Source organism: Mycobacterium sp. NAZ190054 (genome assembly GCF_001545925.1).
GTDB lineage: Bacteria > Actinomycetota > Actinomycetes > Mycobacteriales > Mycobacteriaceae > Mycobacterium.
On the sequence record NZ_LMVQ01000046.1, the window covers coordinates 15,634 to 37,917 of the forward strand.

Below are 22,284 nucleotides of genomic sequence, written 5' to 3' on the forward strand. Positions count from 1 at the left end.
TCGTCAACTCCTTCACCGTCACAGCCTCACCGGGCCGGCATGCGGATCGCGCCGTCGAGACGGATGACTTCGCCGTTGAGCATCGGGTTTTCGACGATGTGATGGACCAGGGCGGCGAACTCCCCGGGACGGCCGAAACGCTTGGGATGGGGGACGTTCGCGGCCAGCCCGCGCCGGGTCTCGTCCGGCAGCGACGCCATCATCGGTGTCTCGAACGTCCCCGGCGCGATGCTCACCACTCTGATCAGGTGGTCGGCCAGTTCGCGGGCCAGCGGCAGAGTCATGGCCGCCACACCGCCTTTCGACGCCGCGTAGGCCGCCTGCCCGATCTGCCCGTCGAACGCGGCGACCGAAGCGGTGTTGACGATCACCCCGCGTTCCCCGTCGACCGGTTCGGTCTGCGCCATCCGCTCCGCGGCCAGCCGTACCACGTTGAACGTGCCGAGGAGGTTGACCCTCAGCACCGTGCCGAAGGCGCTCGACGGTAGAACTCCCTTGCGGCCCAGCACTTTTCCTGGCGAGACGATGCCCGCACAGTTGACCACCACCCGTAGGTCACCGACGGCGGCGGCGCGGGACACGGCCGCGGCCACCTGGTCGTCGTCGGCGACGTCGGCGGCGACGAAGGACGCCGCACCACCCAGTTCGGCGGCGACGTCCTCGCCGCCCCGGTCCGGAAGGTCGACCAGCACGACCGACACGCCGGAGGCGAGCAACCGCTGCGCGGTGGCCCGTCCGAGCCCGGAGGCCGCGCCGGTCACGATCGCGGACGCATCGCGCAGCATCATCGCGGCTGACCTGCCACTCGGACGAGGTGGTCGACACCGCGCTTGACAGTCCAGCCCGCCTGCTCGCGGTCCCATTCGGTGCCTGCGGCGGACTGCGTCGCGGCGCGCAGCGTGCGCTTGAGCACCTTGCCCGTCGGGGTCTTCGGTAGTTCACCGATGAACTCGAGATACCGCGGGACGGCGAAGTAGGGCAGCCGGGTGACACAGTGGGTGAGCACCGCGACCGGATCGGGCGCCGCGGCGCCGTCGGCGACCACGAGGTACGCCTTGATGTCGTCCTCACCCTCCCGCGCGGGTTTCGCGATCACCGCGGCGTCGGCGATCTCGGGCAGTTCGGTGAGGGCGACCTCCACGTCGTAGGCGGTGACGTTCTCGCCCTTGCGGCGGATGCGGTCGTTGAGGCGGTCGAGGAAGTAGTAGTAGCCCTCGGCGTCGCGCCGGGCGGCGTCGCCGGTGTGGAACCACAGGTTGCGCCACGCCTCGACGGTTCTCTCGAACATCCCGTTGTAGTGCAGGAAGGTGGTGAACGGGTAGCGGGGCCGGACCACGATCTCGCCGACCTCCCCGTCCGGCACGGGTTCGTCGGTGGCCGGGTCGACGACGGCGACCTCGAACCACTCGTCGAGCGCCTTGCCGCAGCTTCCCGGCCGCAGCGGCTCGTCGATCGGCCGGTAGATGGGCAGGCAGGTCTCGGTCATGCCGTAGGCCTCCACGCACGTGGTGTTGAAGCGGTGCTCGAAGGCCTCGGCGATGACGGTGGGCATCGGGATCGTGATCATCCGCCGGACCCGGTGGTCGGCGTCGTGCGGTCCGGCCGGCCGGTTGAACACGTACTGCGCCATGACGCCGAGCAGGCTGGTCACCGTCGCGCCGCACGCACGCAGGTCGTCGAGCCAGCGACTTGCGCTGAAGGCGTCGGCCAGCACCACCTCGGCACCGGTCATCAGACACGGAAGCACCTGCATGAACTGCGCATTGGCGTGGAACATCGGCAGACAGACGTAGTACACGTCGTCTTCGACGATGCGCAGTTGTTCGACGACGTGCGCCGCGAACGTGTGCATGTGCGCGTGCGGGACGACCACTCCCTTGGCGGGGCCGGTCGTTCCGGAGGTGTAGATGATGGACGCGGGATCCTGATACGACACCTCGACGTCGGGAACCTTGCCGGGGGAGGCGTCGAGGCCGGGCAGCGGGATCGTCGTCCACGGCAGCGCGGGTGCCCCGCCACGGACGACGACGGTGCGCAGCTCCGTCAGTTCGCCGGCCACGTCGCCGAGCGCCGCCCCGTACTGCGCGTCGATGATCGCCACCGCCGCCCCGGAGTTGTTGGCGACGTGCACCAGGCTCGGGCCGCGGTTGGCCGTGTTGACCGGAACCTCCACGGCGCCAAGCAGATTGACGGCGAACCAGCACACGATCATGTCGATGGAGTTGTCCATCACCAGCAGCACCCGGTCGCCTTTGGCCACCCCGAGCGCGGCGAGACCGGCGGCCCTGCGCTCGGTGAGCGCCAGCAACTCGCCGTAGGTGAGGCTGTCCCCGGCCAGGGTGCGCACGCTGCACTTGTCCGGGTGTTCGGCCGCCGCCCTTCTCAGGAAGGTGGTCAGGGTGAAGCCCTTGCGGTCGGCGGGGGTGAAGCGGCGTGCTGATGCGACAGTCATGCCTCGACCCGCTGGGCGCCGCGGCTGCCCGCGACGCGCTCCTCGATGAACGACACGATGTCGGCGGTGTCGGTACCGGGCGGGAAGCATCCGTCGATGCCCATCCGGCCGAGTTCCTCGATGTCCTCGGGCAGCAGGCTGCCGCCGGCGATCATCAGGATGTCCCGGGCGCCGGCCGCGTCGAGCCGCTCCTTGAGCTCTTTCATCAGGCGGACGTGCTGCGCCGACAGGTTGGAGACCCCGACCACGTCGACGTCCTCCTGGACCGCGGCCCGGGCGACGTCGGGGATGGTGGTGCGCAGGCCGGTGTAGATGACTTCCATGCCGGCATCGCGCAGGGCGCGTGCGACGATCTTGACGCCCACATCGTGGCCGTCGATACCGGGTTTGGCCAGTAGAACGCGGATCATGAGTTGCCTTCCAGAGAGTCGGTGTGAAATGGGTCAGTAGATGGGAGGGGCGACGTACTCGCCGACCTCGGCGATCACTCGTTTGACGATCTCGCCCTGGGAGGCGTGCGCCTTGCTGGCCGCGATGACGGCCTCCATGACGTTGCCGCCTTCCCCGACGACCTTCTGCAGTTCGTCGAGCGTGCGCTCGACCTCGGAGGCGTCCCGTTCGGCACGCACCTTCTCGAGCCGGCGGATCTGCTCCTTCTCGGACTGCTCGTCGACGCGGAACGTCTCGATCGGGCGCTCACCCTGGGTGCCCTTGAAGTCGTTGACCCCGACGATGGTGCGGGTCCCGTTCATGATCTGCAGCTGCTGGGTGTGGGCGGTGTCGGACACCGTCTTCTCCAGCCAGCCGCTCTCGACACCGCGGATGGCGCCGCCCTGCGCGTCGACCTGGCCCATCCAGTCCCACGTGCGCCGCTCGATCTCGTCGGTGAGGCTCTCGATGTAGTACGAGCCGGCCAGCGGGTCGACGACATTGGTGATGCCGCTCTCGTAGGCGACCACCTGCTGGGTGCGCAGCGACATCCGCTGCGCGAACTCCGACGGGATCGAGTACGCCTCGTCGAAGCACGAAACCGCCATGGACTGAACGCCTCCCAGCGCGCCGGCCATCGCCTGCAGCGCACCTCGGATCAGGTTCACCTCCGGCTGCTGGTAGGTCATGGTGCTTCCGCCGGTCTGGACGTGGGTGCGCAGCTTGGCGTTCTTCGGGTCGGCGCCGAACCGGTCGTGGATCAGTTGCGCCCACACCCGGCGCGCGGCGCGCAGCTTGGCGATCTCCTCCAGGAAGTCGTTGTGCACGTTGAAGATGAACGAGAAGCGGCCGATGAAGCTGTCGATCGGCAGCCCGCGGCCCAGCAGGTCTTCGATGTAGGCGATCGCATGGGCGAACGTGAACGCCAGCTCCTGGTCGGCGGTGGTGCCGGCCTCGCGAATGTTGTAGCCGTTGAGGCTGATTCCGTTCCACCGGGGCATGTGCTGGGCGCAGTACTCGATCAGGTCGCACGCCAACCGGACCGACGGCGCCGGCGGGAAGATGTAGGTCTTCTGCGCGTAGAAGTCCTTCAGCGGATCGTTCTGCACGGTGCCGCCGAGCTTGCGCAGGTCGAAGCCGCGCATCTGGGCCGCCGCGACGTACTGCGCGACGAGCACGAACGCCGGGTGGTTGATCGTCATCGAGACGCTGATGTTCTCCAGGTCGATGCCGTCGAACAGGTCGTACATGTCGGGCAGCGTGTCGATCGCGACGCCGGTGCGGCCGACCTCGCCGACCGCCCGCGGGTCGTCGGAGTCCAGGCCGATCAGCGTGGGCACGTCGTAGTCGTTGGACAGGCCGGTCTGTCCCTGCTCGATCACGTACTTGTTGCGTTCGTTGGTCTCCGGGGCGGTGCCCAGGCCGACCACCTGGCGGCGCGTCCACTGGCGGGTCCGGTACATCGTCGGGTGGGGCCCGCGCGTATACGGGTACTCGCCCGGCCCACCCAGTTTGGTGGCCGGATCCCACGACTCGAGGCGGGACGCGTCGTAGACGGCGTCCACCGGAATGCCCGACAGGGTCTGGTAATCAGCCTGCTCAGGAGCCGCGGCGGCCTGCTCGGTGGTGCTCGGTCGGGTGTCTGACACGGTCATTCTCGCCCCTTTGTGATGTATCTCTGTGGTTCGACCACACTGTGATAGGTGCTACTATGGACTCTGGATCCAGGATTTGCAACTAGCTCGTCAGAACATCGCAACTACCACGATTGGTGCTCACATGGCCGAGATGACCGTTGCCCAGCTCATCGCCGATCGCCTGGTCAGCCAGGGCGTCCGCCGAATCTTCGGATTGTGCGGCGGGCATATCCAGCCGTTATGGGACGCCGTCGCGCTCGCCGGCATCGAGGTCGTCGACGTGCGCCACGAAGCCGCCGCGGTGTACATGGCACACGCGACCGCCGACCTCTCCGGTGAACTCAGCGTGGCGCTGGTGACCGCGGGGCCGGGCCTGACCAACGCCGTCACGGCGATCTCGAACGCGTTCGTCGCGCGCAGCCCGGTGCTGGTGATCTCCGGCCGTGCCCCGCGGCCGCAGACCGGTATGGGCGCGATGCAGGACATCGCCCAGGCCGAGATCGTCAGCCCGATCACCCGCCTCGTCGAGCAGGTGTCCGAGCGTCACCACGTGATCTCGCGACTGGACAAGACCATCGCGGCCGCGCTCGGCGCCGTGACCGGCGCGACCGGACCCGCCTACATCGATTTCCCGACGGACCTGTTGACCGAGACGGTCCACGACGCCGACATCCCCGCCGTGGCGATGGAGCCGCGCCGTGCCGCGGAGCTGGCGCCGAGTCCGTCCGCGGTGGAGCAGGCCGCCCGTCTCATCCGCGACTCGTCGCGCATCGTCGTCATCGGCGGGCGGTCGGTGCGTACCTCGGCCGACGAGGTGCGGGCCTTCCTGGACGCGGCGCAGGCGCTGTACCTGGATTCGGGCGAGAGCCGCGGCGCGATCCGGGACGACGTACCGGGATTCGTACCCGCCGTGCGCGGCCGCGCGATGAGCGAAGCGGACCTGGTGATCACGCTGGGCCGGCGTCTGGACTTCCAGCTCGGTTACGGCTCGCCCGCGGTGTTCTCGCCGGACGCGCGGTTCCTGCGCATCGGCACCGCCTTCGAGGAGCTGGGGGAGACCCGCCGCGGCGACGTCGAGGTGCAGGGCAGCACGGGTGCGGTGCTCACCGCGCTGACCAAGGGCGGCGCGACCCCCGACGCGCCGGACCTCGACTGGCTTGCCGGCATGCGCGAGTCGAACGCCGAGCGGGCACGCAAGCTCGCCACCAAACTGCAGGCCCCGGACCTCGACGACGACGGACGGATGTCGCCGAACTTCGTCGTCGGTGCGGTGAACGACCTGCTGACCGACGGATCGGTGGCGATCGCGGACGGCGGTGACATCCTGTCGTTCGCCCGGGTCGGCCTCAAGCCGGTCGACTACCTCGACTGCGGGGCGCTGGGCTGCCTCGGCGTCGGGGTGCCCTTCGCGATCGCGGCCGCGCTGCACCGGAAAGACGAACCCGTCGTCGCGGTCATCGGGGACGGCAGCTTCGGTTTCACCGCGATGGAGATCGACACCGCGGTGCGGCGGGGCGCCCGTGCGGTGTTCGTCGTGGTGAACAACGAGGCGTGGAACATCGAGCGCCACGACCAGGTGGACCGTTTCGACGGCAACCTCGTCGGCGTCGATCTTCCCGGCTGCCGCTACGACCAGCTGGCGCGCAGTCTCGGCGCGCACGGTGAGCGGGTCGAGGATGCCGGCGAACTCGCCGACGCGCTGAAACGGGCGATGGACAACGCGCCCGCCGTCGTCGACGTCCTCGTCTCGCGCCAGGCCAAGTCCCCGGACTACCTCAGCGGACTGGCCGAGGTGCCACCCCGGCAGGCCGTGGGTCCCTGGAACGCCGCGGAGTTCAAGCGGTATGCCACCCGATAAGGCAGCAACCCCCGTCGGCGCTGGTTCCAGGATCCACGAATACAGTGTCTGCACAGCGGCCGCCCCGAGGAGACCAGACGTGAGCCTCAACCCCGAAGTCGACGCGGGCCTTCTGCCACAGAAGGCCTCGAGCTTCGCTGCCTTGAGCGCGCTGCCGCCCCGTGACTCGAACGCGTTGGCCAGATCGGTCCGCGATCGGCTGCGCCGGGCCATCGTGCTCGAGGAGCTGCCGGCGGGCGTACGGCTGAACCAGGTCATGGTGGCCCAGCAGTTGGGGGTGAGCCGGATGCCGGTGCGGGTGGCCGCGGCCGACCTGGTGGTGGAAGGACTGCTGGAGCCGTTGCCGACCGGCGGCGTGGCGGTCAAGGCGCTGTCGCGCAGCGACGTCGAGAGCGCATACAAGGTCCGCGAGGCGCTGGAGGCCCAGGCGGTGCGCGAAGTCGCGCAAGCTCGGCCGGAGCACGGGCTCGCGGAGTTGTCCGCGGTGCTCGACCGGCACGAAGGCCTGGGCGGCGCCAACGACACCGAGAGGCTCCTGGAACTGGACCGGGCGTTCCACTGGGCGATTCTCGACGCGACCGACAACCCGTATTTCAGCCGTGCGATGGTGCCGATGTGGTCGGTGGTCGAGCGGGCCATGGTGGGCATGCTGCGCACGGTGCCGGAGATGTTCGACCTGGCATGGCGGGAACACCGGCTCATCGCCGAGGCGATCGCCGCCGGGGATGCCGATCTGGCCGAGCAGCGGGCGAGGAAGCACATCAGGGATTCCGCGACCAAGTTCTCGAAATCCATCCGCGACGAATAGGACGCGAGCACGCCTTGCGTTTCGCGGGCTGATCGGTTCTGGCCGAACCACAGAGTGCCGCATGCCATCTCGTTGGCTCGCACTCGGGAGAGGAGACCGCCATGACAGAGGCGGAAGAAGACGCAGCCTCAACCGGAGGTTCCAGCCGGCGTGCGCTGCGTTCCGGCGCGGTGGCGATGCTCCCGATACTCATCGGGATCGCGCCCTTCGCCGCGGTGGCCGGCCTGGCCGGGACACACAACGGCTTCACCGTGCTGGAGACGGCCGCGTTCTCGCTGTTCGCCTACGCCGGCGCAGCGCAGGTGGCGGCGCTGGACCTGATCGGCAACGGCGCCGGGGCCGGGGTGGTGATCGCCACCGCGCTCATCATCAACGTGCGCTTCATCGTCTATTCCGCGACGCTGGCGCCGATGTTCTCCGAGTCCAGTGTCAAGCAGCGGGTGGCCGGCTCGTACCTGCTGGTCGACCACGCGGTTCCGCTCACCCTCACGCGTACGGCGGACTGGGCCCGCCGTGACAAGGTCGCGTTCTATTTCGGGGCGTGCCTGGTGTTCTGGTGCACCTGGCAGGTCTGTTCGTTCATCGGGTCGTTCCTGGGATCGCTGCCGAACACCGGCGTCGTCGCGTTCGCCGTCCCGATCTCGTTTCTGGCCCTGCTCGCGCCCCAACTCAGCGACCGGCCAAGGGTTTTCGCCGCGATCGTGGCTGCGGTGGTGGCCGTCGCCGGGGCCGACCTGCCGGCGAACCTGGGCATGATGCTGGGCACGTTCGCCGGTATCGCGACGGGTGTGGCGTTCGGTTGGCGCGCGGCCGGGAAGAAGGCGGAATCATGAGTACGGCGACGATCTGGATGCTCATCGCGGCCATCGCGATCGGCGGGTTCATCCTGCGCGCGGTCTTCATCCTGGTGCCGATCCTGCCGAGGAACCTCCCGCCCCGCCTGAGCCTGGTGCTGCAGATGGTGCCGGCCGCCGCGTTCGCGGCGCTGGTGGCGCCGTCGATCTTCCTGGAAGACGGTCAGTTTCAGCTTGTCTCGCCGGCCACGCTGGCGGGTGCGATCGCGCTGCTGGTGTCGTTCCGGTGGAAGAACCTGGCGCTGAGCATCGTGTGCGGCCTGGTGGCCTACGGCTGCCTGGACCTCGTGCTGTAGTCGAAGAAGCCGCGGCCGCTCTTCCTGCCGAGCAGGCCGGCATCGACCATCCGCGCCAGCATCGGCGGGCACGCGTACTGCGGTTCCTTGAACTCCTCGTACAGGGAATCGGCGATCGCCCGTACGGTGTCGAGACCGATCAGGTCACTGAGCGCCAGCGGGCCCTGCGGATGCGCGCATCCCCGCACCAGACCCTCGTCGATGTCCTCGGGCGTCGCCACGCCCTGCTCGACCATCCGGATCGCCGCCAGCAGGAACGGAATCAGCAGCGCGTTGACGACGAAGCCGGCGCGGTCCTTGCAGTCGATCGGGTGCTTGCCCAGTGCCTGGGCGAAGGTTCGCGCTCGTTCGGTGGTGGTCTGGGCGGTGAGGTAACTCGGCACCAACTCCACCAGCGACAGCACCGGAACGGGATTGAAGAAGTGGATGCCCATCACGTTCTGCGGCCGCTCGGTGACGACGCCGAGTTTGATGATCGGGATGGACGACGTGTTGGACGCCAGGATCGCCTCCGGGTCGGCGACCACAGCGTCGAGTCGCCGGAACAGCGCGGTCTTGGCGCCCTCGTCCTCCATGATGGCTTCGATCACGAGACTGCGGTCGGCGAGGGCGTCGACGTCCTCGACGATCTGAATCCTGTCCAGGATCTCCGCCGCGGAGGCGACCTTGCCCCGTGCTTCAGCCTTGGTCAGCGACGTTTCGAGCCGGCGCCGGCCGGCGTCGGCCGCTGCCGTGGTGGTTTCCACGACCGTGACGGAAAAGCCGCTGCGGGCGCAGGTTTCGGCGATTCCGGCTCCCATCAAGCCGCACCCGACGACGCCGACCTTCTCCGTGGTGCTGGTCGACATGGCTTCCTCCAGGTGCGTTGACGGCGCCGAGGTCGGTCAACCACAGCGTGGTTCTACCATAGTGACGACCAGTGGGCTGTGCAACAACCACCGCGAGGGACGCACGGGGACACACTTCGGGCCGCCCACCTCCCGCCGGAGCAGGGGGTGGACGGCCCGGAGAACGAGGTCAGATGGCGGGTGCGTCCGCGTTGCTCGGTGTGGTGCGCTGCTCGACGATGTCGGCGAAACGTCGGGAGATGTACTCACCCGCGCGCACCGACAGCGCCCCGATCGTCGAGGTCGGATTGACCGCGCCGCCCGTGGTGAGGGAGCTGCCGTCCACCACGAAAAGGTTTGGCACATCCCAGGTCTGGTGCCACTTGTTGGTCACCGAGTCCTGGGGGTTGTTGCCCATCCGGCACGTGCCCATCAGGTGCCACCCCGGCGGCGGGTGGAGCACCCCGGTGTCGTTGGTCTCGACGGCGCCGAGTGCCCGTGCCGCGTCGAAGATGCGGTCGATGCCGAAGTTGGCCAGGGCGATGTCGTTCGGGTGCGGTTCCCAGTTCACCCGGGCGGCGGGCAGGCCACTCGTGTCCTTGGCGTCGGGATCGAGTGTCACACAGTTGGTCTCGACCGGCAGGTCCTCACCGAACATGAAGACCATCAGGTGGTTGCCGAAGTGGTCGTTGAAGTGCTTGCGGTGGCCGTCGCCCCACGGGGCGACGTAGCCGGTGTGGCTGCCCATCGCCGAGAACGCCGCACCGAAGCTGCGGGCCACCTGCATCCCGAATCCGTTGACGAATCCGCGGTTGGTGTCGGTGTGGTAGAACTCATGCGAGTACAGGGGTGCCCCGAAAGCGCCCTTGTAGCCCTCCATCGGGGTGTCGAACCACGCATCGCAGAACGCGAAGATGTGGTGCATCAGGTACTTTCCGACCAGCCCGTTGCTGTTCGCCAACCCGTCCGGATGACCCTTCTGCGCGCTCATCAGCAGCAGCCGGGGAGTCCCGATACCGCTGGCCGCGACGACGACGATCTTCGCCGAGACCTGATGGCGCGCACCGGTTCTGGTGTCGATGTAGGTGGCCCCGGTCGCTTTGCCGTTCTTCGCGTGGATCTGTTCCACCCGGGCATGGGTGCGCAGGTCGGCGCCCAGCGGGATCGCGATCGGCCAGTGGGTGTGGGTCGGGGTGCTCAGTGACCCGGTGGGGCTGCCGGACAGCTCGTTGCCCGCCGCGATGTCCGCCTCGCGTCCCTCACGCGGGCGCGTGATGATCGCGTTGTCGGACGGCCACCAGTGCCATCCGAGCCCGCCCAGCGCCTTGGCGAAGTTGCGCCCGAGTTTCCCGGGCAGGACCGGAGGATCGCGGTCGACGCCGGTGCGGTCCGGATAGGACGGGTCGCCGACCATGCCGGAGATCCCGTAGATGGCGTCGTTCTCGTCGTAGTACGGCGCGAGTTCCTCGTAGCTGATCGGCCAGTCGATGGTCCCTTCGAGCCCGTGCTCGGTGCCCTTGCGGAAGTCGACCGGCTTGTACCGCGGCCAGTGTCCCGCGTAGTGCATCGTGCTGCCGCCCACGTTGTTCATCAGGTACGGCGTCGTGAATCCGGTGACCGGATAGTCCTCGGGAAGTCCGCGGACATTCGGGTCGTAGGCCCAGCCGCGCTGCTTCTCGATCTCCCATTCCCGGTGATAGTGCGGGTGTTCCGGTGGGGTGACCCACGGGCCCTGCTCGAGGCAGGTGACCTTGTAACCGGCCTGGACGAGCTTGAGGGTGACGCCGGCCCCGCCAGGTCCGGAGCCGATCACCAGGACGTCGGTCTCGTCGATCGTGGAAGTCATTTCGCGTTCTCCTTGTTCTGCTGCGACTGCAGCCACGTCAACTTGCTGAGGTCGACCCGCACGACGTCCTCGGTGCGGACGTATCCGGAGCCCTGGCCGGCCGTGGCCAGCGCCTCGTCGTCCCAGTCCTCGATGCAGTGCAGGTAGCCGTAGGGCAGGGGCGGGCCGTGATAGTCGCGCCCGGCCGGGATCTCGCGCTGGATGGCGGCGGTGACGGCATTCGCCGAGTAGTAGCCGTAGTAGACGAGACTGCGGATCTTGCCGAAGAACTCCTCCGACTCCTTCTCCAGCCGCTTGACCTCCTCGACGCGGCTGTCGGCGTCGGCGTGCGCGAACTCCGCGCCGAGGTGGGCCAGTGAAGCCTTGAGCTCGTCCTCCTCCAGGTACGGAAAGTGCTTGGCGCGGAACCCGGTCGGCGTCGTGTAGCGGCCGAAGAAGTCGACGATGCCGACTTCACTGGGGGCCGGGAATCCGTCGCCGGGCGGGATCAGCGTGTCGGCGAGGGCTTTGATGACGGAGGTCTCGGTCTCGTCGAACCGGACCGGGGTGGCCAGACCACCCAGCCGCGGGCGGCCCAGTTCGAAGTGCGGTTGGTCGGGACGGTCCTCGCCCAGCGCCGGCGCCCCGAGCGGGGCGCCCACCAAGGGCTCTTCCTGGCTCATCGCTTTCTCCTTCTTTCGTGTGTTGGGTTGAGCAGACGGAAGATCGGCAGGACACGTCACAGCGGGGCGGCTGACCAGTCGGTCGTCTTGGCCGGTGACCTGTCGAGGTTGACCCCGATGTGCTTGACCTGGGTGTAGCCGTGGACGGCCTCCAGCCCCTCTTCCCGGCCGATCCCGCTCTGTTTGTGGCCACCGTGCGGGGTCATGGGCAGCTCGCCGAACCAGTCGTTGATCATCACCGAGCCCACCTGCAGGCGCTTGGCGGTGTTGAGCGCATCGGTGATGTCCCGGCACCACAGCACGGCGAACAGACCGTATTCGGAGTCGTTGATCGTCTCGACCAGGTCGTCGACGGACGACCAGCGCATGACCGCGGTGACGGGACCGAAGATCTCCTCGCGGGCGATCCGCGAGTCCTTCGGGACGTCGACGAAGACCGTCGGCTCCACGAAGAAACCGCCGCTCGGGGTGTGTGCGGGCTCGCCACCACCGAAGAACAGCGTCGCCTCCTGCTTGCCGACTTCGATGTACTCCCGGACCCTGTCGTAGTGCTTCTTCGACGCCAGGGGTCCCATCTGGGTTTCCTCGTCGAAGGGGTCGCCGACGGTGGCCGTGCGTAGCCGGGCGACGAGCATCTCCAGGAACCGGTCAGCGATGTCCTCGTGAAGGAACAGCCGGCTGCCGGCGACGCAGACCTGGCCGGCGCGTGAGCAGAAGCCCTGGACCGCGACCTCGACGGCGTCCTCGAGCGGGGCGTCGGGAAACACGACCAGCGGGCTTTTCCCGCCGAGCTCCAGGTTCACCTGCGCGATGTGCCGGCCACCGAGGCGGGCGATCTCGCGTCCCGTCTCGGTGGAGCCGGTGAAGGTGATGCCCCGCACCTCGGGGTGAGCCGCCAGTTCCGCCCCCGCCTCGGCGCCGTAGCCGGTGACCACGTTGAAGACGCCCTTGGGGAACCCGGCGGCGTGCACCAGCTCGGCGAATTTCAGTGCCGACAGCGACGTGTCCTCGGCGGGCTTGATCACACACGTGTTGCCCAACGCCAGCGCCGGTGCGATCGAACGCACGAGGATCAGCAGCGGATAGTTCCACGGGATGATGTGCGCCGTGACGCCGAGCGGTTCGAGCAGTGTGAAGCTGAGCTTGTTGCCCGGGACCGTGATCGTGCGTCCCCCGATCTTGTCGGCCGCGCCCGCCCAGTACTCCAGCCACATCGGCATCGCACCCACCAGTTCGCGGGCCTTGGCGAGGTAGTGGCCGGAGTCCATCGCCTCGATGCGTGCCAGCTCCTCGGCGTTCTCGGTCACCAGTTCGGCGAGCCGCCGCAGCAGGGCGGCCCGGGCGATCGCGTCGGTGAACTGCCACTCCACGGCCGCGTCGGCGGCCGCCCGGACCGCGGCGTCGACATCCGCGGCGTCACCACGGGGCACCTCGGTGATGGTCCGTCCGGTGCTCGGTTCGATGGTCGGGAACGTGGCGCCGCCACGTGCCGGACACCATTCGCCGTCGATGTACATCAGGGCCGGGGTCGTCGTGCGGTTCTCGGTGTCGGCGGAGAGCGTCTGGGTCATGTGAGTCAGCACACATCTCCGGGACCGGCGCCTGCAACGGTTACAACGCGTTACATCCGCGCTGGACAGGAATTGACGGACGAATCGATTCGCTACCCTGTACCGAGGCACACGGCTATGACGGAGAGCACAACCAGCAATGATGCGTAGTCCCGCTCACCCCGAACCGGCCATCGCGCCCGGGCAGGATCCGCGCAGCTATGCGCGGCTGATGGCCGCGGTCTACGAGGCCACCATGGCCGGTGCCCGCGCGCCGGCCCGTCCACGACGGGTCATCTGGGAATCGTGGCAGCGGATGATCACCAAGGGCCTGCGGCCGGATCGCCGCACGCCGCCGGTGGCGGAGACCGACACGGTGGAGGCCCTGCGGAGGGACTCCGGGCTGACGTCGGTGGTCGAGGACATGACGCGCGGCCTGGACTCCCTGGTGTCGACGGGTGACAACATCGTGGCCCTCGCCGACGCGCGGGGCCGGGTGCTCTGGCGGTCGGGCGCGCCGAAGGTGCTGGCCAACGCCGACAAGCTCGGGTTCGTCGAAGGCGCGGACTGGGCGGAGAAGACCGTGGGCACCAACGCCCTTGGCACCGCGTTGATCTCGCAGCGCGCGGTACAGGTCTTCTGCGCCGAGCACTACAACCGCAACCAGCATCCATGGACCTGCGCCGGTGCCCCGATCCGTGATCCGCGCACCGGCCGGGTCCTCGGGGTGGTCGACGTGACCGGCCCGGCGGCCACCGTGCATCCCACCACCGTCGCCCTCATCGACGCCGTCGCCCGGCTGGCCGAGTCCCGCCTGCGCGAGCAGCGCGACGACCAGCTCAACCGGCTGCGGACCATCGCCGCGCCGATCCTGGCCCGGATCGGGTCTCCCGCGTTGGCCGTCGATGCCGACGGCTGGGTGGCGGCCGTCGACTCGATGCCGGTGCGCAACCGGATACTGCTTCCGTCCGACCTGGAACCCGGGCACGTGTGGGTGCCGTCGCTGGGTACCTGCGACGTCGAAACGCTGCCGGGCGGCTGGTTGGTCCGTGTCGTCGGCGACGATACGGAGCAGACCGTCTCGCGGGTGACGCTCGATCTGCACGACAGTGCCGCACGCGTGCTGACCATGACCGGCCAGTACGGCAACTGGCGACATGACATCTCGCTGCGGCACGCCGAGATTCTGCTGATCCTCGCGTCGAGGCCCGACGGCCGGTCGGCGCCCGAACTGGCCGTCGACCTCTACGGTGATCCCAGCCGTGTCGGGGCGGTCCGGGTCGAGATGAGCCGTCTGCGAAAGCAATTCGCGGGACTCATCAGCGGCAGGCCGTATCGGTTCGCCGACTCCACCGTCGTCGAGGTCCGCTACCCGGACGAGCGCTCAGAACTCCTGGCGCCCTCGGTCGCGCCGGCGGTGCAGGCGCTCCGCGTCAGCCGGCCGGCACCACATCGAGCGTGCGAGGTCCGTGGACGCCCTCCACTCGATTGAGGGCCGTGTGGTCGGATCACCAGACGCAACATTAGTGTGACCCCATGGCTGAGCCGCTGATTCTTGCCGTCCACGGCCACACCCCTCGTGTGCACCCGGAGAGCTGGGTGGCGCCCAACGCCTCAGTGGTCGGCAATGTGCGGCTGGCGCAGAAGGTCAGCATCTGGTACTCGGCGACGCTGCGCGCGGAGTTCGACCCCATCGACGTCGGTCCGGGGTCGAACGTGCAGGACGGTGCCACGATCCACGCCGACCCCGGCTTCCCGGTCACGATCGGCGCGCGGGTGACCGTCGGCCACAACGCGGTGCTGCACGGGTGCACCGTCGGAGATGACTGCCTGATCGGGATGGGGGCGATCGTCGGCAACGGCGCGACGATCGGCGCCGGCTCGCTGGTGGCACCCGGTGCTGTTCTGCCGCAGGGGTTTTCAGTTCCGCCGCGCTCGCTGGTGGCCGGCGTGCCGGCCAAGGTTCGCCGGGAACTGAGCACCGAGGAGATCCAGGTGGCGGGCATCAACGCACCGGCCTACGAATACCTGCTCGGTGTCCATCGCGCCGCGGACTGAGGCGTCCCCGATCAGTACGCCGCGAGCGCGAGCTTCTTGTCGGTCTCCCATGCGGGCAACGGCACGCCGAGTCGCTCGCCGACACCGAGCAGCGAGAAGAAGGCCCGGGTCCCCTGCTCCTGCAGCCAGACGCGGACCTTGCCGCCGCTGGGAGCGGCGAACGCCGTGCTGTATTTCCCCACACTCTGGCTGTTCCGGACGAAGCGGCGGGTGGCCGTCTCGTAGGCGGGAAAGGCGATGGTGTGGTCGCCTTTCGCGGCGTTGAGTTCCCCGGCGAGGGTGTACGCCCCGATCAACGCCAGGCCCGTGCCCTGCCCGGTCATCGGATCGGGGCAGTAGCCGGCGTCGCCGACCAGCGCCACCCGGCCCGAGGTCCACGCGTCCATGCGGATCTGCATCGACGGCGCGATGTGGAAGTCCCGGGCGTCCCGCATGGCCCGCAGCAGTTGCGGCACGTGCCACCCGTCACCGGCAAAGACCTCTTCCACCAACGCCACCCGGTCGTCGCGGGTCATGCCGCGCACGGGGAGCGGCTCCGTGCTCCGGATCAGGAACAACCCCTCGAGCTCGGCGTTGCCGGGGAAGGTCGTGATCGCACAACCCCTTTTCGGCCACACATGCCACGTCATGGTGTCCCGGAGGCCGAGGAAATTGTCGACGGTGAAGATGACCAGGTTGGTCCCGAGGTAGTGGCTGTGGTCGTCTCTGCTGCCCATGACGAGCGACCGCACGTTGGAGTGCAGACCGTCGGCGCCGATGACGAGATCGACGTGGCGGGGCGGACTGTTCTCGAACGTGACCTCGACGCCGTCGCCGGTTGCCGTGATGCCGGTGACGGATTCGTCGAAGACGTACTCGACGTCGTCACGGACGTGCTCGTAGAGCAGTTCACACAGCGCGCCACGTTTGACGGCGAAACCGGCCCGCTGCGGGTCGGTGGTGGAGCCGCCCGTCACCATCGACACCGGACGGTTCCGGCGGCCGAGGTAGAAGGTCGGATTCGGTGGTGGCCCGCCTACGGCGCGGGCACGGTCGAGCAGGCTCATGCGATGCAGTGCCTCGACGCCCACCCCGGACATCTCGATGCGCTGTCCGCCGGTGCGGATCGACGGCGCACGCTCCACGATGATCGGTGTGAACCCATAGCGGTGTAACCAGTACGCCAGAGCAGGCCCCGCGATACCACCGCCGGAAATGAGAACGGTCTGGTTGCGTAGTTGCACTCTGTTCAGTCCCGTCGTGTCGAATCAGCTTTCACACGACAGGTTACGGGCCTGGCAGCGGTGTTTCAGCTTCGTTTCTGCCCGGTCAGTGAGGCCGGCCGACGGTGTGGTCGCCCACCACGGCGAGCAGGCGTAGATCCTCCTGCGCTGACGTTCCGGCGGGCGGGGTGAGCACCACCAGCTGCTGACCGTCCGTCGTCGCCAGCACTTCGCAATCCAAGGTGATGGGCCCTACCACCGTCTGGAAAGTCTTGCGCTGCATACGGCGGATGGCCACCTCGTGCCGCGCCCACAGCTCGGCGAACTCGGTGCTGTGCGCCAGCAGGCTGTCGACCAGTTCACGCATGTCCGCATCGGCGCGTCTGCGCGCCCACGCCGCACGCAGGTCCGCCACCATCACTCGGCTGTGCTCGTCGTGTTCGGCGGCCGGAACCCGTTGGCGCGTCACCGGATCGGTGAACCACCGCCACGTGAGGCTGGCCCGCAGCCCCGTCTCGTCGGTGACGAGGTCACCCATCAGCAGCCTGGCCATCTCGTTCTGTGCGAGCAGGATCCCGGTGTCGGTCGCCACGAACGCGGCGGCGTCACCCATCCGGTCGAGGACGTAGAGCAGGGCGGGACGCACGTGTATCGACAGCCCGCCGCGGTCCGGGACGGCGTGGCCGGCGAGTCGGTAGAGGTGATCCCTCTGGTCGTCGGTGAGGCGCAGCGCCCGGGCCAGCGCCCGCAGCATCTGGGGCGACGGCTGCGGGCTGCGCGACTGCTCCAGCCTGCTGTAGTAGTCGACCGACATCCCGGTCAGCTGTGCCACCTCTTCGCGTCGCAGGCCCGCGGTGCGGCGGCGGACACCGGCGGCCAGGCCGACGTCGGCCGGGCTGATCGCCTCCCGTCGGCGGCGCAGGAACTCCGCCAGCGCATCACGATCCATCAGGCCATTGTGGCGCAGGTGGCGCGATCCAGACAGGGACTGCCGATCCCTGGTTGAACACGTCGTTGTTGCCGTTCCCGTTGCGCCGAAAACTGGCCCTGTGAACATGAACTCCAGACAACTCGGAACTCTGACCACATCGGCATTCGGACTCGGCTGCATGGGCATGTCCGGCGCGTACGGCGCAGCCGACCGCGCCGAGAGCATCGCCACCGTGCACGCCGCGCTCGATGCGGGCATCACGCTGCTGGACACCGGCGACTTCTACGGCACGGGGCACAACGAACTTCTGCTCGCCGAAGCGCTACGGTCCAGACCCCGCGACACCTACCAACTCAGCGTGAAGTTCGGCGCGCAGATGGGGCCAGACGGGGCGTGGCTGGGCTTCGACACCCGCCCGGCCGCGGTGAAGACCGCCGCCGCGTACTCGCTGCAGCGGCTCGGCACCGACTACCTCGACGTCTACCGGCCAGCGCGCCTCGATCCCACGGTGCCCATCGAGGACACCGTCGGCGCCATCGGTGAACTCGTCGACGCCGGCCATGTGCGGCACATCGGGCTGTCGGAGGTGGGATCGGAGACCATCCGGCGCGCGGCGGCGGTCCGGCCGATCAGCGACCTGCAGATCGAGTACTCACTGCTCGACCGCGGCGTCGAACGCGACATCCTCGGCACCTGCCGCGAGTTCGGGATCGGCGTGACGGCCTACGGCGTGCTGTCCCGCGGACTGATCAGCGGGCACTGGACGAATTCCGCTGGCGCAGAGGGCGACTTCCGGTCCATGTATCCGCGCTTCTCGGGCGCCAACCTGGACCGGAACCTGGCGCTGGTCGACGCGCTGCGCGGTGTCGCCGCGGACCTCGGCGTGTCGGTGGCGCAGGCCGCGATCGCCTGGGTGGCCTCCCGCGGTGACGACATCGTGCCGTTGATCGGCGCGCGTACCCGCACCCGGTTGACCGAGGCGCTCGGTGCGGTCGATGTCGCGCTGACCGACGACCAGTCGGCCCGTATGGAAGCCGCGGTCCCGGCCGACAAGGTGGCCGGTGACCGCTATCCGGCCGCGCAGATGGCCGCGCTGGACTCCGAACGCTGAAGAAAGGACGACACACTCATGACACACAAGCAACACCCCCTCGGATCCGGTTTCACCGCGGCCTCGACGGCCGACGACGTCCTTCGGGGCATCGACCTGTCGGGGACGAACGCCGTCGTCACCGGCGGCCACGTCGGACTCGGCCTCGAGACGACCCGCGCGCTGAGCAAGGCCGGTGCATCCATCACCGTCGGCTCACGCAACCCGGACCGGGCCGCGCCCGCACTGGCCGGTGTGGACCGGGTCGAGATCGCCGAACTCGATCTGCTCGATCCGGCGTCGATCGACGCCTTCGCCACCCGCTGTCTGGACACCGGACGTCCGCTGCACATCCTGATCAACAACGCCGGCATCATGGGCGGCGAGCTGATGCGCGACGCCCGCGGGTACGAATCGCAGTTCGCGACCAACCATCTGGGGCACTTCCAACTGACGCTGGGCCTGCTGCCCGCCCTGCGCGCGGCCGCCGGCGCCCGCGTCGTGAACGTGTCGTCCGGTGGCCATGCGCTGTCCGACATCCGTTGGGACGACCCACACTTCACCACGGGTTACGACGGCATGCTCGCCTACGGCCAGTCCAAGACCGCCAACGTCCTGTCCGCCGTGGAGTTGGACCGGCGCTGGGCCGACGAGGGCATCCGCGGGTACGCCGTGCACCCGGGCATCGCGCACGGCACCAACCTCGCGCCGTGGCTCACCGACGAGGAACTGCGGGCCATGGGGATCATCGACGACGCGGGCAGGGCTGTCCTCGATCCCGACCGCGAGCTCAAGACACCGCAACAGGGCGCCAGCACCAGCGTGTTCGCAGCGACCAGTCCACTGCTGTCCGGCATCGGCGGCGTCTACTTGAAGGACAACGACATCGCGCCGCTCAACGGCGACACCCCGGCGGTCGTGTTCGGGACCGAACCGATCGTCTCGCGCGGTGTCGCGCCGCACGCGGTCGATCCCGATTCGGCGGCACGGCTCTGGGACCTGAGCGAGCGCCTGCTGACGGTATGACGCCGCCACCGGTACCGCGGCTAAGGTGGCCGGGTGGCCACCGCACCGCGACCCGCGCTGCTCACCGATCCGTTCGTGCAACGTCCGGAACCCGACTTCACCGAGGTGGCCTGGTTCACCGAGTTCGCCGGTGACTCGCACCATGTCCTGATCGGCGACAGCGTCGACGGCATGTCCGAAACCGCGCTCGCCGAGGCGGTTTCACGAGGTGTCTGGCCGGAGGTCCGGGTCGTCGCCGCCCAGACGGTCCGCCTCACCCGGGTCGCCGAGGATCCGGACTCGCGGCTGCCCGCCGACCGGAAGCCGGCGACGGGCATCGCCGGACGCGAGGTCTACCGCCACCATGCCGCGATACCGCTTCGACCGGGCGCTCGGGAGCGGTACCGCGTGGTGAGCACGCTGGGCGACGCGCGGGCCGTGTCGGCACCGTTCCCGATCCGGGGACCTCTCCGAGCCGGCGAGGCCGCCGTCGTCATGCTGACCTCCGACCACCAACTGCTGCCGAACGTCGCGGCCAACATCGAGTTCGCGGCGCGCACCATCACCGAACAGCTCGGCCCCATCGACGCCGTGTTCATGCCCGGAGACCTGGTCAACGTGCCGGATCGGGCCTCGGAATGGTTCGACGACCAGCGCGGCAGCGCGTTCTTCCCGGTCATGCAGGGATGCGCCGCGGCCGTCGCCTCGGACGGCAACAGCTACCGCGGTGCCCCGATCATCCAGTCCGCCCCGCTCTACCCGGCGATCGGCAATCACGAGGTACAGGGTCGCCGCGCCGGGCACACGTCGCTCGACGACTCCTTCAACGACGCGGTGCCGCGGGCGGTCGCCGGCCCGGCCGACCATTCGTTCTCGGTGACCACCTACGAGGAGATCTTCTCGCCGCCGCGATCCGGTCCCGGCGGCAAACGGTACTACGCCACCACCGTCGGTGACATCCGGTTGATCGCACTGTTCGCGACCCGGGTGTGGCGTCCCGACCGGGCTGATCCCGATCCGGAGACCCGCACGGCCAACACCCGTTTCCAGGAGCGCCGTGACCACCTCACCGAACCTTCACGGCAAGGCCACGGCGCGTTCATCTTCGAATCACTCGGCGTCGGCTCCCCTCAGTACGACTGGCTGCGACGGGAATTGGCCTCCCCGGCGTTCCGGGCCGCGAAGTACACCGTGGTCATGCTCCACGAAGGCCCGCACAGCCTGGGGGAGAACGTGGTGCCGGCGTTCACCCCGCCACGGAGAGTGGAGGAGCGCGACGACCACGGTGAGCTCGTCGGGATCCGGTACGACTACCCGGCGGCCGAGAACATGCTGTTGCGTGATGTGGCGCCGCTGCTGGAGAGCGCAGGCGTCGATCTCGTCTACAGCGGGCACAACCACCTGTGGAACCGGTTCACCTCACCGGCGGGCGTGCACTATCTGGAAGCGTCCAACACCGGGAACAGTTTCGGCGCCTTCCTGGACATCTCGGGGCGCAGCAGACCGGCGCCTCCGGCACCGTGGCGCGCCGAAGACACGCCGGTGCAGGGCAACCCCGGCGGACTGGCCCCGGTGGTGCCGACCATCGCGCCCGTGCGCGATGACCGGGGCAGGCCGCTGCCCTACATCGCCGACGACAACCTGGTGGTGTTCCAGGCTCTGCACACCGGCACGGGCACCGTCACCAGCTGGTATGTCGACATGAACGAGACACCAACGACTGCAGTCAAATTCGACGAGTTCCCGCTGCGTCGCCACTGACCGCACCGCGCACCTCGATGGCTGCGCGACGTTGCGCCACGCGTCGACTTCCGTTAACCCGCACGTCGCCGACGCTGTCTAGACATGTACACAGCAAATGCCGGTGAGCAACAGATGGGAACAACCGATGTCCGGACGCAGGATCGTCACAGGCACTGTCGCGTTATTGTCCGCGGCCGCGCTCGCCGCCGGGTGCAGCAGCCAGCCCTCCGAGGAAGACAGCTCCGGCACCATCCGGCTGGCCGTCACCGACCTCCAGGGACTCGAAGAGCTGCAGCGCGAATACGGGGCGTTTGAAACAACTTTCGAGGAGCGCTCGGGACTGGGCATCGAGTTCTTCGCGGTCAACGACCGCACCGCGGCGGCGGCGGCGCTGCAGGCAGACCGGGTCGACGTCGTGTTCACCGGCCCCGCCGAGTACGTGGTGATCCACGAGCGGACCGGTGCCGAGCCCATCGTGGCGATCGAACGTGACGGCTACCGTTCCTGCATCTACACCCGGGCGGACTCCGGGGTCAAGAGTGTGGAAGAGCTACGCGGCAAGAAGGTCGCGATGTCGGACATCGGCTCGACCAGTGGGCATCTCGGCCCGTCGCAGATCATCAAGGACGCCGGCGTCGATCCCAGCACAGAGGTCGAGGTGCTCACCGTCGGCGATACGGTGCACGAATCCCTCAAGCGTGGTGACGTCGACGCGGTCGGCATCGGATGCCACGACTACGAGGAGTTCATGGCCGAGGACGACGCGTCGCAGTACGTGCTGATCGAGGAAGGCCCCGTGCTGCCACCGGACCTCCTGGTCGGCCGGGAAGGCCTCGACCCGCAGACGGTCACGACCATTCAGGCCACGTTCAGGGACCACTTCGACGAGTTGCTGACCGCCATGCTCGAAGGCAAGGACAACGCGAAATACGCCAACGCCCGGATGGTCGAGGTGACCGATCCCGACTACGACACCGTCCGTTCGATGTACCAGGCCGTCGGTGTCGACGACTTCTCCGACTTCCTCGGTGATTGA

General features: G+C 68.6%; 20 protein-coding genes. 10 read left to right on the forward strand and 10 right to left on the reverse strand.

Features of this window, described 5'->3' with window-relative positions; genetic code table 11:
* Positions 1-26: 26 nt before the first annotated feature.
* From ASJ79_RS04700 to ASJ79_RS04715, 4 genes are read right to left on the reverse strand one after another with little or no spacing between them, the layout of a single operon-like run.
* Entirely contained in the window at positions 27-788 is a 762-nt protein-coding gene (locus tag ASJ79_RS04700) for an SDR family NAD(P)-dependent oxidoreductase (RefSeq protein WP_067953581.1), read from the reverse strand.
* Positions 785-2,452 carry an AMP-binding protein gene (locus ASJ79_RS04705; protein WP_067953582.1) on the reverse strand — a complete coding sequence of 556 codons (1,668 nt, stop codon included), beginning with the start codon at positions 2,450-2,452 and terminating at the stop codon, positions 785-787. The genes ASJ79_RS04700 and ASJ79_RS04705 overlap by 4 nt, the downstream gene beginning before the upstream one ends.
* Complete coding sequence (locus ASJ79_RS04710) at positions 2,449-2,862, reverse strand: cobalamin B12-binding domain-containing protein (protein WP_067953583.1); 414 nt, start codon at positions 2,860-2,862, stop codon at positions 2,449-2,451. The genes ASJ79_RS04705 and ASJ79_RS04710 overlap by 4 nt, the downstream gene beginning before the upstream one ends.
* Before the next feature lie 33 nt (positions 2,863-2,895).
* Positions 2,896-4,536, reverse strand: coding sequence for a methylmalonyl-CoA mutase (locus ASJ79_RS04715; RefSeq protein WP_067953584.1), 1,641 nt, complete (start codon positions 4,534-4,536; stop codon positions 2,896-2,898).
* Between the two features lie 124 nt (positions 4,537-4,660).
* On the opposite strand from ASJ79_RS04715, the gene ASJ79_RS04720 reads away from it, so the two are divergent.
* The 4 genes from ASJ79_RS04720 to ASJ79_RS04735 all read left to right on the forward strand — a co-directional run bounded on the left by ASJ79_RS04720 (position 4,661) and on the right by ASJ79_RS04735 (position 8,334).
* A complete protein-coding gene (locus ASJ79_RS04720) occupies positions 4,661-6,376 on the forward strand; it encodes a thiamine pyrophosphate-binding protein (protein WP_067953585.1) in 1,716 nt (571 codons plus the stop codon).
* Between the two features lie 79 nt (positions 6,377-6,455).
* Positions 6,456-7,184 carry a GntR family transcriptional regulator gene (locus ASJ79_RS04725; protein ID WP_067953586.1) on the forward strand — a complete coding sequence of 243 codons (729 nt, stop codon included), beginning with the start codon at positions 6,456-6,458 and terminating at the stop codon, positions 7,182-7,184.
* Positions 7,185-7,285: 101 nt separating this feature from the next.
* Positions 7,286-8,017: an AzlC family ABC transporter permease gene (locus ASJ79_RS04730; RefSeq protein ID WP_082753668.1), complete on the forward strand. Its 732-nt coding sequence runs from the start codon at positions 7,286-7,288 to the stop codon at positions 8,015-8,017.
* Positions 8,014-8,334, forward strand: coding sequence for an AzlD domain-containing protein (locus tag ASJ79_RS04735; RefSeq protein WP_067953588.1), 321 nt, complete (start codon positions 8,014-8,016; stop codon positions 8,332-8,334). The genes ASJ79_RS04730 and ASJ79_RS04735 overlap by 4 nt, the downstream gene beginning before the upstream one ends.
* On the opposite strand, the gene ASJ79_RS04740 is transcribed toward ASJ79_RS04735, so the two are convergent.
* From ASJ79_RS04740 to ASJ79_RS04755, 4 genes are all read right to left on the reverse strand, one after another.
* Positions 8,307-9,182: a 3-hydroxybutyryl-CoA dehydrogenase gene (locus ASJ79_RS04740; protein ID WP_067953589.1), complete on the reverse strand. Its 876-nt coding sequence runs from the start codon at positions 9,180-9,182 to the stop codon at positions 8,307-8,309. The two genes, ASJ79_RS04735 and ASJ79_RS04740, sit on opposite strands and share 28 nt — an antisense overlap.
* A gap of 169 nt (positions 9,183-9,351) precedes the next feature.
* The gene (locus tag ASJ79_RS04745; RefSeq protein ID WP_067953590.1) at positions 9,352-11,007 is read right to left on the reverse strand and encodes a GMC family oxidoreductase; all 1,656 of its coding nucleotides are present in this window, start codon (positions 11,005-11,007) and stop codon (positions 9,352-9,354) included.
* The gene (locus ASJ79_RS04750) at positions 11,004-11,669 is read right to left on the reverse strand and encodes a gluconate 2-dehydrogenase subunit 3 family protein (protein ID WP_067953591.1); all 666 of its coding nucleotides are present in this window, start codon (positions 11,667-11,669) and stop codon (positions 11,004-11,006) included. The genes ASJ79_RS04745 and ASJ79_RS04750 overlap by 4 nt, the downstream gene beginning before the upstream one ends.
* A gap of 56 nt (positions 11,670-11,725) precedes the next feature.
* Positions 11,726-13,240, reverse strand: coding sequence for an aldehyde dehydrogenase (locus ASJ79_RS04755; RefSeq protein WP_231750723.1), 1,515 nt, complete (start codon positions 13,238-13,240; stop codon positions 11,726-11,728).
* A 142-nt stretch (positions 13,241-13,382) separates the two neighbouring features.
* Here ASJ79_RS04755 and ASJ79_RS04760 point away from each other — a divergent pair, with 142 nt between their 5' ends.
* Together ASJ79_RS04760 and ASJ79_RS04765 are read left to right on the forward strand one after the other, a co-directional pair.
* On the forward strand, positions 13,383-14,711 hold the full coding sequence (locus tag ASJ79_RS04760) for a GAF domain-containing protein (protein WP_369803609.1): 1,329 nt from the start codon (positions 13,383-13,385) through the stop codon (positions 14,709-14,711).
* A 44-nt stretch (positions 14,712-14,755) separates the two neighbouring features.
* On the forward strand, positions 14,756-15,277 hold the full coding sequence (locus ASJ79_RS04765; RefSeq protein ID WP_067953593.1) for a gamma carbonic anhydrase family protein: 522 nt from the start codon (positions 14,756-14,758) through the stop codon (positions 15,275-15,277).
* An 11-nt stretch (positions 15,278-15,288) separates the two neighbouring features.
* Here ASJ79_RS04765 and ASJ79_RS04770 read toward each other — a convergent pair whose 3' ends face one another.
* Entirely contained in the window at positions 15,289-16,500 is a 1,212-nt protein-coding gene (locus ASJ79_RS04770) for an FAD-dependent monooxygenase (protein ID WP_067953594.1), read from the reverse strand.
* 85 nt (positions 16,501-16,585) lie between these two features.
* Complete coding sequence (locus tag ASJ79_RS04775; protein WP_067953595.1) at positions 16,586-17,428, reverse strand: helix-turn-helix transcriptional regulator; 843 nt, start codon at positions 17,426-17,428, stop codon at positions 16,586-16,588.
* A 106-nt stretch (positions 17,429-17,534) separates the two neighbouring features.
* Here ASJ79_RS04775 and ASJ79_RS04780 point away from each other — a divergent pair, with 106 nt between their 5' ends.
* The 4 genes from ASJ79_RS04780 (at position 17,535) to ASJ79_RS04795 (ending at position 22,284) form a co-directional block, all read left to right on the forward strand.
* Entirely contained in the window at positions 17,535-18,521 is a 987-nt protein-coding gene (locus tag ASJ79_RS04780; protein ID WP_067953610.1) for an aldo/keto reductase, read from the forward strand.
* 18 nt (positions 18,522-18,539) lie between these two features.
* Positions 18,540-19,526, forward strand: coding sequence for an SDR family NAD(P)-dependent oxidoreductase (locus ASJ79_RS04785; protein ID WP_067953596.1), 987 nt, complete (start codon positions 18,540-18,542; stop codon positions 19,524-19,526).
* Between the two features lie 33 nt (positions 19,527-19,559).
* Positions 19,560-21,266: a metallophosphoesterase gene (locus ASJ79_RS04790; protein ID WP_067953597.1), complete on the forward strand. Its 1,707-nt coding sequence runs from the start codon at positions 19,560-19,562 to the stop codon at positions 21,264-21,266.
* Between the two features lie 127 nt (positions 21,267-21,393).
* On the forward strand, positions 21,394-22,284 hold the full coding sequence (locus ASJ79_RS04795) for a phosphate/phosphite/phosphonate ABC transporter substrate-binding protein (RefSeq protein WP_067953611.1): 891 nt from the start codon (positions 21,394-21,396) through the stop codon (positions 22,282-22,284).